The organism is Massilia sp. 05N420 (assembly GCF_056397205.1).
The window spans coordinates 15,825-31,378 of sequence record NZ_JBFTMX010000017.1 but is presented as its reverse complement, the minus strand read 5'-3'; the positions used below and the strand labels follow the sequence as shown (position 1 = coordinate 31,378).

General features: G+C 65.0%; 15 protein-coding genes. 7 read left to right on the top strand and 8 right to left on the bottom strand.

Going from position 1 to position 15,554, the window contains the following annotated elements; genetic code table 11:
• Positions 1 to 9 precede the first annotated feature (9 nt).
• The 3 genes from AC1DIX_RS13735 to AC1DIX_RS13725 all read right to left on the bottom strand — a co-directional run bounded on the left by AC1DIX_RS13735 (position 10) and on the right by AC1DIX_RS13725 (position 3,157).
• A complete protein-coding gene (locus AC1DIX_RS13735; protein ID WP_477324976.1) occupies positions 10 to 1,230 on the bottom strand; it encodes an acyl-CoA dehydrogenase family protein in 1,221 nt (406 codons plus the stop codon).
• A gap of 69 nt (positions 1,231 to 1,299) precedes the next feature.
• Entirely contained in the window at positions 1,300 to 2,364 is a 1,065-nt protein-coding gene (locus AC1DIX_RS13730) for a phosphotransferase (RefSeq protein ID WP_477324974.1), read from the bottom strand.
• Positions 2,365 to 2,458: 94 nt separating this feature from the next.
• Positions 2,459 to 3,157 carry a histidine phosphatase family protein gene (locus AC1DIX_RS13725; protein ID WP_477324972.1) on the bottom strand — a complete coding sequence of 233 codons (699 nt, stop codon included), beginning with the start codon at positions 3,155 to 3,157 and terminating at the stop codon, positions 2,459 to 2,461.
• A 358-nt stretch (positions 3,158 to 3,515) separates the two neighbouring features.
• On the opposite strand from AC1DIX_RS13725, the gene AC1DIX_RS13720 reads away from it, so the two are divergent.
• From AC1DIX_RS13720 to AC1DIX_RS13705, 4 genes are all read left to right on the top strand, one after another.
• Entirely contained in the window at positions 3,516 to 5,222 is a 1,707-nt protein-coding gene (locus AC1DIX_RS13720; protein WP_477324970.1) for a GspE/PulE family protein, read from the top strand.
• A 3-nt stretch (positions 5,223 to 5,225) separates the two neighbouring features.
• On the top strand, positions 5,226 to 6,470 hold the full coding sequence (locus AC1DIX_RS13715) for a type II secretion system F family protein (RefSeq protein ID WP_441933200.1): 1,245 nt from the start codon (positions 5,226 to 5,228) through the stop codon (positions 6,468 to 6,470).
• A complete protein-coding gene (locus AC1DIX_RS13710) occupies positions 6,467 to 6,946 on the top strand; it encodes a type II secretion system protein (RefSeq protein WP_477324968.1) in 480 nt (159 codons plus the stop codon). Before AC1DIX_RS13715 ends, AC1DIX_RS13710 begins: the two co-directional genes overlap by 4 nt.
• A 63-nt stretch (positions 6,947 to 7,009) precedes the next feature.
• Complete coding sequence (locus tag AC1DIX_RS13705; protein WP_477324966.1) at positions 7,010 to 7,534, top strand: prepilin-type N-terminal cleavage/methylation domain-containing protein; 525 nt, start codon at positions 7,010 to 7,012, stop codon at positions 7,532 to 7,534.
• A 51-nt stretch (positions 7,535 to 7,585) separates the two neighbouring features.
• Here AC1DIX_RS13705 and AC1DIX_RS13700 read toward each other — a convergent pair whose 3' ends face one another.
• From AC1DIX_RS13700 to AC1DIX_RS13680, 5 genes are read right to left on the bottom strand one after another with little or no spacing between them, the layout of a single operon-like run.
• The gene (locus AC1DIX_RS13700; protein ID WP_477324964.1) at positions 7,586 to 8,059 is read right to left on the bottom strand and encodes an MSHA biogenesis protein MshP; all 474 of its coding nucleotides are present in this window, start codon (positions 8,057 to 8,059) and stop codon (positions 7,586 to 7,588) included.
• An 11-nt stretch (positions 8,060 to 8,070) separates the two neighbouring features.
• A complete protein-coding gene (locus AC1DIX_RS13695) occupies positions 8,071 to 8,961 on the bottom strand; it encodes a type II secretion system protein (RefSeq protein ID WP_477253479.1) in 891 nt (296 codons plus the stop codon).
• Positions 8,958 to 9,458, bottom strand: a complete 501-nt coding sequence (locus AC1DIX_RS13690) for a prepilin-type N-terminal cleavage/methylation domain-containing protein (protein ID WP_477324962.1) — start codon at positions 9,456 to 9,458, stop codon at positions 8,958 to 8,960. The genes AC1DIX_RS13695 and AC1DIX_RS13690 overlap by 4 nt, the downstream gene beginning before the upstream one ends.
• Positions 9,448 to 9,930, bottom strand: coding sequence for a pilus assembly FimT family protein (locus AC1DIX_RS13685; protein WP_477324960.1), 483 nt, complete (start codon positions 9,928 to 9,930; stop codon positions 9,448 to 9,450). The genes AC1DIX_RS13690 and AC1DIX_RS13685 overlap by 11 nt, the downstream gene beginning before the upstream one ends.
• Positions 9,927 to 12,989, bottom strand: a complete 3,063-nt coding sequence (locus AC1DIX_RS13680) for a DUF6701 domain-containing protein (protein ID WP_477324958.1) — start codon at positions 12,987 to 12,989, stop codon at positions 9,927 to 9,929. Before AC1DIX_RS13680 ends, AC1DIX_RS13685 begins: the two co-directional genes overlap by 4 nt.
• A gap of 307 nt (positions 12,990 to 13,296) precedes the next feature.
• Here AC1DIX_RS13680 and pilM point away from each other — a divergent pair, with 307 nt between their 5' ends.
• The 3 genes from pilM to AC1DIX_RS13665 are packed head-to-tail and all read left to right on the top strand — an operon-like array spanning position 13,297 to position 15,547.
• The gene (pilM, locus tag AC1DIX_RS13675; protein WP_477324956.1) at positions 13,297 to 14,190 is read left to right on the top strand and encodes a type IV pilus biogenesis protein PilM; all 894 of its coding nucleotides are present in this window, start codon (positions 13,297 to 13,299) and stop codon (positions 14,188 to 14,190) included.
• Entirely contained in the window at positions 14,187 to 14,861 is a 675-nt protein-coding gene (locus tag AC1DIX_RS13670; RefSeq protein WP_477324954.1) for a PilN domain-containing protein, read from the top strand. The genes pilM and AC1DIX_RS13670 overlap by 4 nt, the downstream gene beginning before the upstream one ends.
• Positions 14,858 to 15,547: a hypothetical protein gene (locus AC1DIX_RS13665; protein ID WP_477324952.1), complete on the top strand. Its 690-nt coding sequence runs from the start codon at positions 14,858 to 14,860 to the stop codon at positions 15,545 to 15,547. Before AC1DIX_RS13670 ends, AC1DIX_RS13665 begins: the two co-directional genes overlap by 4 nt.
• The last annotated feature ends 7 nt before the right edge of the window (positions 15,548 to 15,554 follow it).

Here is a 15,554-nt window from a genome sequence, read left to right as displayed (position 1 = left end):
GCGATGTTATCAGCTATATTTTGCCAGCTCCAGTTTGGCGATCGCGTTGCGGTGGACTTCGTCCGGACCGTCGGCCAGGCGCAGCGTGCGGTTGCCGGCCCACTGGTAGGCCAGCGGGAAGTCGTCCGAGACCCCGGCCGCGCCATGCGCCTGGATCGCCCAGTCCAGCACTTGCTGGGCCACGGTGGGGGCCAGCACCTTGATCATGGCGATCTCGGACTGGGCCTGCTTGTTGCCGACGGTGTCCATCAGCCATGCCGTCTTCAGGGTCAGGAGGCGCGCGGTATCGATGCGGATCCGGCTTTCGGCGATGCGTTCGCGCCAGACGCCCTGTTCCGAGATCTTGCGGCCGAAGGCGACCCGGCTGTCGAGGCGCCTGCACATCAGTTCCAGCGCACGCTCCGCGACGCCGATCGCGCGCATGCAGTGGTGGATGCGGCCCGGTCCCAGGCGGCCCTGGGCGATCTCGAAACCGCGCCCTTCGCCCAGCAGGATGTTCGAGGCCGGCACGCGGACGTTCTCGAACAGGATCTCGCAGTGGCCGTGGGGAGCGTCGTCGTAGCCGAACACGGGCAGCGGGCGCTTGATCGTGATGCCGGGCGTATCGCTCGGGACCAGGATCATCGACTGCTGCTGGTGGCGGGCCGCCGCCGGATCGGTCTTGCCCATCACGATGAAGAGCTTGCAGCGCGGGTCGCCGGCGCCCGAGATCCACCATTTGTGGCCGTTGATGAGGTAGTCGTCGCCGTCTCTTTCGATGCGGGTTTCGACATTGGTGGCGTCGGAGGAGGCGACGTCGGGTTCCGTCATCGCGAAGGCGGAGCGGATCTCGCCGTTCAGGAGCGGTTCGAGCCACTGGCGTTTGTGTTCTTCGGTGCCGTAGCGTTCGAGCGTCTCCATATTGCCGGTGTCGGGCGCGGAACAGTTGAAGACTTCGGGCGCCCACGCGACCCGGCCCATGATCTCGCATAGCGGCGCATAGTCGAGGTTGGCCAGGCCCTCGGGCGCACGTTCGGAGCGCGGCAGGAAGAGGTTCCACAGGCCCTGTTGGCGGGCGATCGGCTTCAGGCTCTCGACCAGGGCGGTCGGGATCCAGCGGTTTCCCTGCTGCTGGCCGTTGCGGTCGACTTCTTCCTTGAAGGCTTTCTCGTTGGGGTAGATGTGATCATCCATGAAGGCGAGCAGCCTGGTTTGCAGGTCCTTGCAGCGGGTGGAGTAGTCGAAGTCCATAAGTGTTCCCAGTATGTTGTTTCCCGCGCAGGCGGGAACCTAGGTTCAGCAAGCAGGCTCGCAGCGCTTTTAGCGGCTGCGCAACGCAAACTGCCAGGCCATCTCCGCCATCGGCCGCGCAGCCTTGCCGTTCTCGAGCGCCTGGGCGCTGGAAGCGGTGCCGTCGACATAGCGCTTCATGATGCCCTGCATGATGCCGGCCAGGCGGAACAGGTTGTAGGCGAGATAAAAGTCGAAGTCCTCGCGGCGGATCGTGCGGCCGGTGCGCCGGCTGTAGGCGGCGATGTACTCGTCCTGGCTTGGAATGCCCAGGGCGGGTAGGTCGAGGCCGGCGATCCCGCGGAACTTGCCGGGCGGGATATGCCAGCTGAGGCAGTGGTAGGAAAAATCGGCAGCCGGATGGCCCAAGGTCGACAGCTCCCAGTCCAGCACCGCCAGGATGCGCGGCTCGGTCGGGTGGAAGATCATATTGTCGAGACGGTAGTCGCCGTGCACGATGGACGTATCGTCGCCGGGCGGGATGTGCTGCGGCAGCCAGGCGATCAGCTTGTCCATCGCCTCGATCGTCTCGGTTTGCGAGGCCTGGTACTGCTTCGTCCAGCGCTCGATCTGGCGGCCGAAGTAGTTACCGGGCTTGCCGTAGTCGCCCAGGCCGATGGCGGCGTAGTCGATCGTGTGCAGYTGGGCGATCACGCGATTCAGTTCGTCGTAGATGGCGGCGCGCTCTTCGCGGCTCATGCCGGGGAGGGACTGGTCCCACAGCACGCGGCCTTCGACGAATTCCATCACGACGAAGGCGCGGCCGATGATCGATTCGTCCAGGCACAGGGCGTACTGGCGCGCGACCGGGAAGCCGGCCTTGTGCAGCGCGTCCATCACGCGGAATTCGCGGTCGATGGCATGCGCCGAAGGGAGCAGCTTGGCCGCGGGGCCGGGCTTGGCGCGCAAGACATAATGACGGCCGCCGGCGGACAGCTTGAAGGTCGGATTCGACTGGCCGCCCTTGAACTGCTCCACCGCCGGCGTGCCGCCGGGGTAGTCTTCCACATGCTGCTGAAGCCAGGCGCAGAGGGCTGCGCCGTCGAAGCGCTGGCGTTCGGATACTGGCTTGGTGCCTATCATCTCTTCGAACATCGTGTCTCCCTTAGTGCCGTCGTTCCCGCGCAGGCGGGGGCCCATGCTGCTTTTTCCGTTAAATAATAGCGCAAGCCAGAACGAGCGTGCTTTTTTAACGCGACTTGCGGTACTGCTCGAACAACAACTCCATGGTGGTCGCCCGCGCCTGCGGCTGCAGCGGCTCCGGCGGGCTGTGGTTCACGCAGCGCACCACCCAGTCGCGCTCATCCTCTCCGACGTCGAGCGCATTGATGCATCCCGGCGCCTGCGCAAGGCCGCCCAGGAAAAGCCGCTGGCCGGTGAGTGCCAGCGACAGGATCGCGCAATTGACGCCGCCGTGCAGCACCAGCAGCACCGTGTCCCAGTCCGCATCGGCACGCAGCCGCTCGATGGCCGGGTGGACGCGGTCCATCAGCTCGCCCACCGACTCGCCGCCCAGGAAGCGCTGTCCGGCCGGTACCAGGCCCTCGAAAGCCCCGGTGAAGGCGCGTTTCAGCTCGGCGGTCGGAATCTTGGACAGCCGGCCACCGCGAATCTCCTCCAGTTCCGGCCAGATCTCGGGTGCGATCGCCTGCCCGGTCACCGCCAGCACCCGCGCCGCGGTCTCGACGGTACGCGGCAGCCCGGAAACGATCACGCGGTCGAAGCGCACACCGGCAGCAGCAAAAGCAAGACCGGCCGCATCAGCCTGCGCCCGGCCATCCTCGTTCAGCGGCACAGTCTCCGGAAGGTAGGGCTTACCAGCGGTATCGAAATAAGTAACGCTGCCATGGCGCATCAAAAAAATCCGCCGGCGTACGGCACGAAGCATGCGTCCTCCATCTATCAAAAATTCGGGGTCAGAGCACTTTATTCGCTAAGTTCGGGGTCAGAGCACATTTTCGGGCAATGTCCTTTACTCACTTCTCAGCCAGTCGCTTCCACGATGGCGGCGCCGGCTATCCAGGGGGCGGAGAAGTAATTGTGTCTTTGGGGCAATTTCCTCAAAAAGTGCTCTGACCCCGAATTTGGTGAGAAAAGTGCTCTGACCCCGGTTTGGTGTTGGTCATATTACATGGCGAATACGCTTGACGTTACGTATGGACGACAGAACTTAATTCCATGAGTCAATGTTTGGACTTTCTGTTTTACAATTGAAGGACTAGTCCTACAAAACGTTAAAGGGTGTCATGGCGAGGCCAGAAAAAGTCCGGCTTGGGGAAATCCTGGTGCAACAGAAGCTGCTGTCGGAAGAGCAGCTGAATGCGGCGCTGGGTGACCAGAAGCGCACCGGGCGCAAGCTGGGCCGGGTGTTCGTCGAGAGCGGCTTCGTCACCGAAGAGCAGATCTCCGGCGCACTGGCGCGCCAGCTCGGCATCCCTTACATCAATCTCAAGTTCTACAACATCAACCAGGACGTGGTCCGGCTGATGCCCGAGACCCAGGCGCGGCGCTTCCGTGCGCTGGTGCTGGAAGACCGCAGCGAGACCGTGCTGGTCGGCGTCTCCGATCCGACCGACCTGTTCGCCTACGACGAGATCGCGCGCCTGCTCAAGAAGAGCATCGAGCTGGCGGTGGTCAACGAGACCGAGGTGCTGCAGGCGATCGACCGCATCTACCGCCGCACCGGCGAGATCACCGGTCTGGCGCGTGAGCTGGAGCAGGACCTGGGCGACACCACCTCGGTCGACTTCGGCGCCCTGGCATCCAACTCCGGGCTCGAAGAAGCGCCGGTGGTCAAGCTGCTGCAGTCGGTGTTCGACGATGCCGCCCAGGTGCGTGCCTCCGACATCCACATCGAGCCGCAGGACGGCCGCCTGCAGATCCGCTTCCGCATCGACGGCGTGCTGCACCTGCAGACCGAGGCCGACATCAAGATCGCGACCCCGCTGGCGCTGCGCCTCAAATTGATGGCCGACCTCGACATCTCCGAGAAGCGCCTGCCGCAGGACGGCCGCTTCGCGGTCAAGGTCCGCAACCAGCGCATCGACGTGCGTATCTCGACCATGCCGACCCAGTACGGCGAATCGGTCGTCATGCGTCTGCTGAACCAGGTCGGCATGAACCTGCGCCTGGACGCGATCGGCATGCATCCGCGCCTGGTCGAGCGCTTCCGCGCCATCGTCCAGCGCCCCAACGGCCTGGTGCTGGTGACCGGCCCCACGGGTTCCGGCAAGACGACCACGCTGTACAGCGCGTTGGCCGAACTCAACTCGGTCGAGAAGAAGCTGATCACGGTCGAGGACCCGGTCGAATACCGCCTCCCGGGCATCAACCAGGTGCAGGTGAACGACAAGATCGAACTGAATTTCGCCCGCGTGCTGCGCAGCGCGCTGCGCCAGGACCCGGACATCGTGCTGGTCGGCGAGATGCGCGACCAGGAGACCGCCCAGATCGGCCTGCGCGCCGCCATGACCGGCCACCTGGTGCTGTCGACCCTGCACACCAACGATGCCGCCAGCACGCCGCTGCGCCTGATGGACATGGGCGTGCCGCGCTACATGGTGGGCGGCTCGCTGCAGGCCGTGCTGGCGCAGCGCCTGGTGCGCGTGATTTGCGAGAGCTGCGCCCAGCCGTATGCGGCGCCGGCGCCGGAGCGCGCCTGGCTGCGTGCGGAACTGGGTGACCGCGCCGAGAGCGTGCCGCTGTTCCACGGCCGCGGATGCTCGCACTGCAACGGTACCGGCTACCGCGGCCGCACCGGCGTCTACGAGTTGCTCGAGATGACGCGCGCCGTGCACGAAGCGATCAACCATCCGGACCCCGGCCATTTCCTGAAGGCGGCCCATGCGGAGATGCGCGGCGAGACCCTGCGCCGCAGCGCGGTGCGCCTGGCGGTGCAGGGCAAGACCACGGTGGGAGAAGCCATGCGCGTCAGTAACCAGCTCGAGGACTAAAGCGTGCCGTTCTTTGCCTACAAAGGCCGCAACGGAAGCGGCGAACTGGTGGCTGGCGTGCTCGAGGGCCTGGACGCCGGCGCGGTCGCCGACCAGTTGTTCGGCGGCGGCGTGACCCCGATCGAGATCAGCCCGACCACGCGCAAGTCGGCCTCCGTGTCCGGCGGCGAAGAGGACGGCCTGTGGGCGCGCCTGACGCGCAAGAAGGTGACCTCGCTCGACGTCCAGCTGTTCAGCCGTCAGATCTATACGCTGCTGAAGTCGGGCGTGCCGATCATGCGCGGCCTGGGCGGACTGCAGGAGTCGGCCGTCAACAAGAGCTTTGCGGTTGTGATCCGCGACCTGCGCGAATCGCTCGACGCCGGCCGCGAACTGTCGACCGCGATGCGTCGCCACCCCGAGTGCTTCTCGCCCTTCTACCTGGCGATGGTGCGCGTCGGCGAGATGACAGGGCGACTGGAGGAAGTCTTCCTGCGCCTGTTCGATCACCTGGAGTTCGACCGCGACATGCGCGAGCGCGTGAAGACGGCGCTGCGCTATCCGAGCTTCGTGATCATTGCGATGGCGGTAGCGATGATTGTCGTGAACCTGTTCGTGATTCCGCAGTTCGAGAAGGTCTTCAACAGCTTCCACGCCGAGCTGCCGCTGATGACGCGGATCCTGATCGGCTTTTCGCGTTTCACGGTGGCGTGGTGGCCGGCATTCGGCGTCGCCGCCGCAGGCATGTTCTTCGGCTTTCGCGCCTGGACCCGCAGCGGCGCCGGCAGGCTGGCCTGGGACCGCTACAAACTCCGCCTGCCGATCGCCGGCAAGATCGTCCACAAGGCGACCATGGCGCGCTTCGCCCGCAGCTTCGCGCTGTCGATCCGCAGCGGCGTGCCGATCGTGCAGGCGCTGACGGTGGTGTCGCAGACCGCCGACAACGCCTACCTGGCGATGCGCATCGAGCAGATGCGCGACGGCGTCGAACGCGGCGAGAGCATCCTGCGCACCGCCACCAATGCGCAGGTGTTCACGCCGATCGTGCTGCAGATGATCGCCGTCGGCGAGGAATCCGGCTCGCTCGACGACCTGATGGACGAAATCGCGATGATGTACGAACGCGAAGTCGATTACGAACTGAAGACCCTGTCGAGCCAGATCGAGCCGATCCTGATCACCTTCCTCGGCGTGATGGTGCTGGTGCTGGCGCTGGGTATCTTCCTGCCGATCTGGGACCTGGGCAAAGCTGCCCTGCACAACAAATGAAGCCAGGATTTCCACACAAAGCCCAGCGCGGTTTCACGCTGCTGGAATTCGCCGCCGTGATGGTGGTATCGAGCATCGTCAGCGCCGTCGCGCTGGACCGCTTCGAGTTCTACCGCGAGCAGGCCGAGATCGCGGCGGCGCGCCAGGTCGTGGCTGCGCTGCGAACCTCGCTGCAGGTACGCAGCAGCCAGCTGATGTCCAGCGGCCGCGATCAGGAGCTGCAGCGCCTGGCGGCCGACAATCCGATCAAGCTGCTGGCCTGGAAGCCCGCGAATTACCTGGGCGAATACTATGCGCCCGACCCCAGGGAGATCGGCGCTGCGGGCTGGGTGTTTGACCCGCGCGACAAAACTCTTGTGTATTTACCCAAAAACACTGAAAGTTTTTCCTTTAGTACATCTAGATTGCTTAGATTCAAGGTAGAATTTCTGCGCGCAAGCAAGAAAAGCCTCGCCCTGAATCAAGTCAGCGGATAGGCGGTCTTAAACCACCACGAGCGGCGTCGAAACCGCAAAACCTCACTTCATTCGGAGAGTTTGATGAACAAGAATATCAAGGTCCAGGCGCAGGGCGGTTTCACCCTGATCGAACTGATCGTCGTGATCGTTATCCTGGGCATTCTGGCGGCGACTGCGCTGCCGAAGTTTGCCAATCTGGGCGGCGATGCGCGCCTGGCCAGCATCAATGCCGCAAAAGGCGCTCTGTCGTCGGCGGCCTCCATTGTGCATGGCAAGATTATCGTGAACCCGGGCGCGGTTTCGAGCAGCAAGATCACCATCGACAATACGTCGATCGACGTGGCGAATGGCTATCCGGACGCGACCACCACCGGCATCATGGCGGTCGCGGGATTGGGCTCGGCCGATTACACGCCGTACAGCCCCACCCAGAACGCCAGCGCCACCAACAAACCGGCCACGGTCGCCGGTCAAATCGCCTTCGTGCCGAAGAGCCTGGACGGGACTACGAATGCGACGAAGTGCTTCGTGCTGTACACCGCGGCTACGGGAAGCGCCGCGGCGACCGTTTCCGTCAACACGACGAACGCAAGCGACTGCGAATAATCGTCGTTCCGGGATCGGCGCTCGCCGATCCCGCCCTCCTGGCCCGATCCCCTAGTAGCAATCCCCGCCAGCCGGCGTCATGCACACCGTCGCCACGCGCCGCCGCTCGGTATAGTCCACCTGCGCGCTGCTGCCATTGTCAGGGCACGACCCCGAGCTGCCGTTGCAGGCCACCGCCTCGACCTGGTACAGGTTCTTGACTACCACGTCGCCGCTGACCGGATCCTGCCCCTCATTGTAGCTCGTAGGCTTGCAGCGCACGGTGACCAAAAAGCCGCTGTCCTTCTGGAAGTCGTTCAAGTCCTCCTTTGCCGCGCAGCCCTGCGCGTTATTCATTTTCAGCTGGTAAAACGCCCATTCGAGACCGGCCCGCGCCGCCTGGCTGGCGCGCGCACCGAGCGCCGCGCCGGTGGCGGCATTCGCCTGGCTCGTGTTCAGGCGCACGATGGCGGTCGCCATACCGGCCATCAGCACCAGCAGGATGACGGCGGCGATGTAGGCGAAACCGCCCTGTGTTCGCAACATCGGCGGACGTTTCACGGCATGTTCTCCACTTGCGAGCCGACCGTGAGCGTGACGGTTTCGCCGTTGTCGGTGAGTGTCAGCTGCAGCTGCGCGAAGCCGCTCTGCGCGGTCGCGCCCTGGCTGGGGTCGTAGGCGAAGTTGCAGTTGCCGACCTTGGTGCTGACGATTGAGCTTTTGCCGCCAGGGTAGATCGCGTCGCTGCCGGTGGTGACCGGGCAGCTCTGGGTGCCGCTGAAGCCATAGCCGACGATGCGGGTCAGGGTGCGGCTGCCATCCTGTGCCGGTGCGCTGCACATATAGGTGACTGCCTGCAGGGTATTCGGCACGATGTAGAAGCGGCCGCCCTCATACCCATAAGGGAACTGCTTCGCTGCCTGCAGTGTGATGCGGGACGTCCCGAGCTTGGCGGGCGGGGTGGTGACGGATTCGACCTGGCCTCGGCTGACGCCCGTATAGACGTCGGCAGTGTTCTGGTTGCCGATCACGACCCAATCGCCTTGCACCGGCGTGGTGGTAAAGAGCGTGAGCACGTCGAAGGCCACGGATGGCTGGGTCAGGTCGAGCCACTTCGACGGGTTCCCCGGATTGTCCTGGTCCCACTGCGTATCGGCGGCCGTGCGGAAGCGACCGCCATCGCTGCTCGGCACCATCTCCAGGCAGGATGCGCCGTTCGCGCTTTGCGCGGGCAGCAGGCGCAGCGAGTTCGGTACCGCAGTATGGATCTCCGTGACCATGCGACGCAGGGCAGTGTCGGCCATGTGGGTCAGGTTGGCGCGCCGGCCCACCGCCAGGTAATTCTGCAGGGCGGGACCGAACTGCATCGCGAAGATTCCTGCGATGATGCCGGTCACCGTGATCACGACGACCAGTTCGACGAGGGTGAAGCCGCGTTCCTTGTTCATGGGGGTGTGCGCCATCCGGTGAGGACGAAGGCGTCCTCGGGCCTGGCGTCCATCTTGTAGGTGACGGTGATCGTGATCTTCAGATTCGGTGTGCCGGCTTTCAGCTTCGAGAGCGTGTCGTCGAGGGGCACGCTGACGGTCACGTTGTACGACTCCAGGCCGGCGATCGGATTGTTCTTGGCGTCGCGGATGCCGGACAGGTTCTTTCCATAGCCGTCGAAATCCCTCACATCGATGAAAGTATCGCGCACGATGGGGTTATAAGCGGTGGTGTTCAGGCCGTAGGGCCTGAGCAGGATCTCGCCCATCAGGCTCTCCGCGATCGCCACCTTCTGCTGCAGGATCAGCGGGTCGGCGCTGGCGCGGTTGCCGGTGCTGAAGGCCGCCACCAGTCCGCCCAGGGCGGCGGCGATGATGACCATGGCGATGATCAGCTCGACCAGGGTAACGCCGGCGCTGCGCCGGCGCATCCGCACCCGAGCGCGGTTATTCGACATAGCCGGTGCCTCCCGCGAGCGTGATGACGCGCTGGGGCGAGCCTTGCGCGGAAATCGTGATCTGCGCGGCGTCGACCAGGGTCTTGCCGTCGACGTCAGAGCTGATGTCGCCGTTCGGCTGGAAGTACAGATTGCCGCTCAAACCGCTGGCCAGCACGTCCGGATCCGAGGTCGAGAAATCGCTGTCCGGCGCATTCGCCAGCAGGTTCGCGCAGGCCGGCGTCGATTTCGCCGGGTTCTCCACGGCGATGCGCAGGGTCAGCGCCTTGGGGCCCAGGCTGGCGCAGACGAGGCGGCGATGCGCGCGCGCCGAGGTCGCCGCCAGCCGCAGGCCGCTGACGAGCTGGTCGCCGAACACCTGGGCGCCGCGCTCGCCGCTGTTGATCAAGCGCGGCACGGCGACCGCCGCCATGATGCCCAGCAGGACCATGATGACGATCAGCTCGACCATCGTGAAGCCGCGCTCCCTCAATTGAACACCTCGCGCGTGTGGATCAGGCGCTTGGCCTCGGGCGTGTAGATGCCGAAGGTGGCGCGCGCGGCCGGGTCTGCGGCCGGTGCCGCCGAAGGTGCGCAGATGCCGTTCGGGCCGCGCAGCCAGGGCATCTTCGCGCCGGTGCTGGCGGGACGCGGGGCGGGCAGGCAGGATGTGTCCGTGGTGGCGGTGCCGAGGTTGATGGCGACGGTCGCAGTGCCGGTGCCGCCGGTGGGGTGCAGGCTCAAGCTGCCCAAACCCTTTGTCATGCTGATGACCTGGCGGTTCTGGTCGATGCCGGCCGGGGTCAAGGCGGGCGGCAGAAGCGGCGAGGCGGCCTGGATCGCGATGGCCGAGGTGGGAATCGGATGGAGGTCGTCCCCATCGCTGGTGTTCTGGATCCAGCTGCCGCCGGTCCAGTACTGCAGGGTGACCGGCAGGGCCAGGTCGCCCTTGGCGTTGCCGAAGCGGCTGGCGATGGTGACGCGGCCGCTGCGGGCTTCATAGACGTCTTCGCCGCCGGCGGGGGCATCTTTCGAGCTGACGCCGCCGGCTGCCGTTTCCGTCGCGCGCAGGCGGATCTTCAATGGCAGGCTCGGCGAGTTCGCGAAGGTGAACACCAGCGGCGTGGACGACGTCGCGGGCAGGGTGGCGACTCCGCTGACGAAGGTGCTGGCCGGTAGCGGCGCTGCGCTTGAGCTGCCGGTTCCCGACAGCGTGCCGGGATTGGGGAAAGGCGGCGTGGTGTTGGGGGTGGCGGGAATGGGCGTGCTGCCGGTGGCATCGTAGGCGGTCAAGACCACCGGTTTGCTGTAGCCCAAGCCGCTGTCGTAAAGCGTCGTGACATTGCCCAGCGCGCTCATGGCAGCGACGGTAACGTCGACCGGCTCGCCGGAATAGTAGAAATTCCTGCCAGTGGCGACCCGGCTTTCCTTGACCTTGAAATAGGCCGGCACCGAGAGGATCGCGCCGCAGCCGCTGGCGGCGCCGAGGCTGGTCTGGACCGCGGCCGGACGGGGCTTGGCGCCGCCGAGGTACTTGGCGCTGGTTTGCTCGGCCTTGATGTTGAAGGCGCCGGCTTCCGTATAGGTGAACTGACCCCAGAAGCCGGTCCCGGTCATTTTGCTGTCCACGAGGCTCAGCTGGCCCAGATCCGTCGCATTCAGCTTGCAGCCGACCGTGTCGAGTGCGCCCATGCTGAAGTTTACGGTCTCGGGGGTGGCTTCCAGACCAAAGTTGGGGGTTGTGACGCCTTCTGCATTGAGAGGAGTAACGGTAACATCGAAGGCCTTGCCCGCGATCGTCGGCGACGTGGTTTTCAGGCTGAACGAATATGGCGCGACGATGACATCGCCGCTGGTTCCCTGCGCGCTATTGTCCGAGGTCGAGGCGGCGATGCCGAGCTTGCCGACGTCGGCATAGTACATCCAGAAGGTCGCGCTGCCGTTGTTATCGAAGGTGATCGGGAAACCGCGGGCGCTGCCGGTGCAGGTACTGGTACTTGCGCCGGCGGCGCTCAGGGTCTGGAACGACGGGTCGTTGCTTGCCACGTTGGCGAGGCTGCTCACCTTGACCGGCAGGCTGCCCTTACCCGGATTGCCGTAGGCGCAGCTCAGCTGTATTGTTTTCTGCTGGCCGACCAAGGCAGGCACGCAGGATTTCGTCTTCGGGTCGGAGACGGTGGCTGTCAGGGTGAACGGCGTGACGGTTGCCGAATACTGGTCCTGCAAGGTCAGGCCGAGCCCGATGGTGCCATCGAAATTCATGCTGCAGGACGCGCTGCCGTTCGACGTGCTGCTGCACTGGAGGGCATTGGCGGCCGCTACGCTGGCCCCACCGAGCGCCAGCGTCGCCGTACCCGGAACGGACTGACTGACGGTCGCGTTGATGCTGACCCCGCTCGAGCCGATGGCGAAGCTCTTGCCCCCCGGCTGCAAGGTGACGTTGACGCCACCGGTATAGAGGCTCGTACATGCCGAATCGGCGCAGGCCTTGACCGTCACCGGCTCCGGCGTGCAGGCGCTGGCGCTGCCGTCGTGCAAGATCAGGAAGTGGTCGATGGGCGTGGCGGATGGCGCAACCGCGCAATGCGGCCCCTGGTCCGTGTTGACCGGGAAGCCGCTGTTGTTGGTGACGCAGTCGCACTGGCCGTTGGTCGTGCCACCCGTGCAATAGATCATCTTGGTGACGCGGCCGGCCCAGTTCAGGGTTGCACGGTCGACCGTGGCGTTGCCGTTGATGATCGCGTTGGAACTGTCGAGTGTGAGGTTGCCGGCGCTGACGTCGCCGGTCACGTTGACCTTGTCGCCTAGCCGGAGCGAGGTCTTGGCGGTGATCTTGCCGTTGACCGCGCTTTGCGAAGCCAGCAAGGAGACCGTCGGGGCGACGATGTCGCCGGCAACCGAGCTGCCGGATGCGAGGGTAAAGCTGGTCCTGGCCGTGACGTTGCCCTTGATGACCACCGGCGAGTCGGTGTCGATGACGTTGCCGTTCACCGCGCCGTTGATGGTGCAGTGAGAACCGATCGAGACGTTGCCGCTCGCGCTGACGCTGCCGGTAATGCTGGTCGTCGAGCCGGAACCGAGGTTCATGGTGACGGCGCTGATGTTGGCGGTTACCGACTGCGCCTGGTTGCCGATCGTGAAGGTTCCGCCACTGATGAGGTTGCCGCCGCTGATCGCCAGATTGCTCGGCTTGATATTGCCGATATTCAGGTTGCCGGTCACGTTCAGGGTTGCCGAGCCGCTCATCGCCAGGCTCTGGTTGTAGTCGAAGTTGACGCCGCTGCTGTTGACGATCACCGTATAGCCGTCGGCGATCGTCATCGTATCGGTGCTGGTGGTCAGCGGAAAGGCATTGCAGGTATAGGTTTTGTCGGCGAGGGAGCAGGTTCCTGCCGCGCCGCCGTTGAAGACGAGAGAGGCCGCTTCGGCAGCCGTGCCCGCAAGGCAGCCGCTTACCAGGACGCACCAGGCGCACAGATGCGCCAGTGCCGCGGGTCCGCCCGTGCGCCCGCGCCTGAACATCGAGAAAAAGCTGTCCGCGAATCTCTTCAAACTATTTAATTAATGGCCAGAAACAATACACTCGCGAGTGTGCATGAGTTGGCCGCTAATCGCAAAATCATTTTTGCTGCCGCCGCACGTGGAGAACGTGTCCGTCCACCATGAGGTGTACTTACAACAGGAAATCGTCAGTTCTGTAAAGAATGTTCGGAATATTTTTCCTTAGTGAAAAAATGGTATCGGCTTTCAACCACAGTTGAATATAATCAAGGACTAGCGAAACCACTCAAAAGTCACCATACCATTGCTCCGGATGCGTTTTTTTAGGAAAAAAAAGAAACAAGGCGCCTGGCTGGCAATGGTGTTGCAACGCGACGGCATCGTGGCGGCCAGCGTGCGCCGCGGCGACGGCAAACCGGCGGTGACCGTGGCCAGCCACTATCCGGGCCAGGCGAATGCCGACGTCCTCGAAAAGGCCGGCAAGGATTTGCATGCGCAGGATTACCGCTGCACCACGGTGCTGGGCGGCGGCGACTACCAGATCATGGCGGTCGAGGCGCCAAATGTGCCGCCCGACGAGCGCAAGGCCGCGATGCGCTTCCGCCTGAAGGACATCCTCGATTTCCCGGTCGCCGAAGCGACCTTCGACCTGGTCGAGATCCCGCTCGATCCGAATGCCGCCGTGCGTCCCCAGCAAAGCGTATTCGCGGTGGCGTCGCGCAACGGCACGATCAAGGCGCGCCAGGACCTGTTCCAGCAAGCCAAGGTCGAACTCGGCACCATCGACATTCCCGAAATGGCCCAGCGTAACCTGTCGACCATGCTCGAGACCGACGGCCGTGGCATCGCCATGTTGTCCTTCGGCGAGGATGGCGGCCTGCTGACCGTGTCTTGCCGCGGCGAGCTGTATCTGTCGCGCCGCATCGACGCCACCCTGGCCCAGCTGCTCGATACCGACCACGAACGCAAGCACCAGGCCTTCGACAAGATCACGCTCGAGCTGCAGCGTTCGCTCGACCACTTCGAACGCCAGTTCTCCTTCATCGGCGTGGCCAGGCTGGTGCTGGCGCCGAGCGGCGTCCAGGGCCTGGAAGAATACCTGTCGAGTAATCTCTACACCCGCGTCGAAACCCTCGACCTTGGCATGCTGCTCGACCTCGCGCGCGTTCCCGAGTTGCTCGGCGCTGCGGCCCAGCAGCGCTTCTTCGTTGCGATCGGCGCCGCGCTGCGCGAGGAAGGGGCGGCGGCATGAGCCAGCAGATCAACTTGTTCAACCCGGCCTTCCAGAGGCAGACCACGCTGTTCTCGGCGCGCGCGATGGGTATCGCCGCCGGTGCGCTGGTGCTCGGCCTGGCCGCGATGGGGGCCTGGTCCGAGCTGCGCCTGGCTCAGCTGCAGGGCGAAGCGAACACCGTCGCGCACCGCCTGGAAGTCGCGCAGAAGCGGCTGGCAAGCGTGTCGGCGGAATTCACGCCGCGCCACAGCGATCCGGCGCTGGCAGCCCAGATGGTCGAGGCCGAGCAGCAGCGCGCGGCGCTGCAGCATGTGGCCCAGGTGATCGAACGCGGCGAACTGGGGAATACCCAGGGCTACGCCGAATACTTCCGCGCGATGGCGCGCCAGAGCCGCGAGGGCCTGTGGCTGACCGCCGTCAGCGTCGGCGGCGCAGGCCGCGAGATCGGCGTGCAGGGCAGGGCGCTCGATCCGGCCATGGTGCCGGGCTTCCTGGGCCGCCTGCGCAACGAGCCTGTCCTGCAGGGCAAGGCCGTCGGCAGCATGCAGATCGGCGAAGCGCCGCCGCTCAAGCAGGCCGGCGCGGACGGCAAGGAAAGCAGCGTCCCCGCCCCCTATGTCGAATTCAGCCTGCAGTCGGCGGCGGCGGGCGACAAGGGCGGCATGGGCGACAAGGGAGACCGGCCATGAAGCAGCGCTGGTCCCGGCTTGCCGCGCGCATCGACGCGCTCAGCCAGCGTGAACGCCTGCTGGTGTTCGCCGCCGTGATGGCGGTGCTGGCCTTCCTCGGCCAGGCGGCGCTGCTCGCTCCCCTGCAGCGCAAGCAGGACCTGTTGAAGAACCAGATTTCACTGCAGCGCGCCAGCCTGGCCGAGACCGAGAGCGCGATCGGGCGCAAGGTCGCGGAAGCCGAGGCCGATCCGGACCAGGCGCTGCGCACCCGCCTGGCGGCGACGCGCGCCGACACCGCGCGCATGAGCGAGCAGATGCGCGCCATGCAGAACGGTCTGGTGCCGCCCGAGCGCATCGCGCCGCTGCTGGAATCGATCCTGCGCGCCAACGGCCGCCTGAAGCTGGTGTCGATGCAGACCCTGCCGGTCGGCTCGCTGAACGAACTGGGCGCGGACCCGGCCGACAAGGCCGCTGCCGGCRCACCCATCGCGGCGAAGCAGCCGGACCTGCTGTTCCGTCATGGCGTCGAACTGACGGTACGCGGCAGCTATCTCGACATGGTCGATTACATGACGGCGCTCGAAGCGCTGCCCACCCAGCTGTTCTGGGGCAAGGCCCAGCTCCAGGTCGAGCAGTATCCGACCGTACGCCTGACCCTGACCCTGTACACCCTGAGCCTGGACCCGAAATGGATGAAGCTGTGAGGAAGAG

What these genes read in the sequence shown, in the direction of transcription:
- AC1DIX_RS13695 (WP_477253479.1), bottom strand. Translation starts at nt 8,961, where the DNA reads ATGAACAAGGAACGCGGCTTCACCCTCGTCGAACTGGTCGTCGTGATC.
- pilM (WP_477324956.1), top strand. Translation starts at nt 13,297, where the DNA reads ATGGTGTTGCAACGCGACGGCATCGTGGCGGCCAGCGTGCGCCGCGGC.
- AC1DIX_RS13700 (WP_477324964.1), bottom strand. Translation starts at nt 8,059, where the DNA reads ATGTTGCGAACACAGGGCGGTTTCGCCTACATCGCCGCCGTCATCCTG.
- AC1DIX_RS13690 (WP_477324962.1), bottom strand. Translation starts at nt 9,458, where the DNA reads ATGTCGAATAACCGCGCTCGGGTGCGGATGCGCCGGCGCAGCGCCGGC.
- AC1DIX_RS13705 (WP_477324966.1), top strand. Translation starts at nt 7,010, where the DNA reads ATGAACAAGAATATCAAGGTCCAGGCGCAGGGCGGTTTCACCCTGATC.
- AC1DIX_RS13670 (WP_477324954.1), top strand. Translation starts at nt 14,187, where the DNA reads ATGAGCCAGCAGATCAACTTGTTCAACCCGGCCTTCCAGAGGCAGACC.
- AC1DIX_RS13710 (WP_477324968.1), top strand. Translation starts at nt 6,467, where the DNA reads ATGAAGCCAGGATTTCCACACAAAGCCCAGCGCGGTTTCACGCTGCTG.
- AC1DIX_RS13735 (WP_477324976.1), bottom strand. Translation starts at nt 1,230, where the DNA reads ATGGACTTCGACTACTCCACCCGCTGCAAGGACCTGCAAACCAGGCTG.
- AC1DIX_RS13720 (WP_477324970.1), top strand. Translation starts at nt 3,516, where the DNA reads ATGGCGAGGCCAGAAAAAGTCCGGCTTGGGGAAATCCTGGTGCAACAG.
- AC1DIX_RS13725 (WP_477324972.1), bottom strand. Translation starts at nt 3,157, where the DNA reads ATGCTTCGTGCCGTACGCCGGCGGATTTTTTTGATGCGCCATGGCAGC.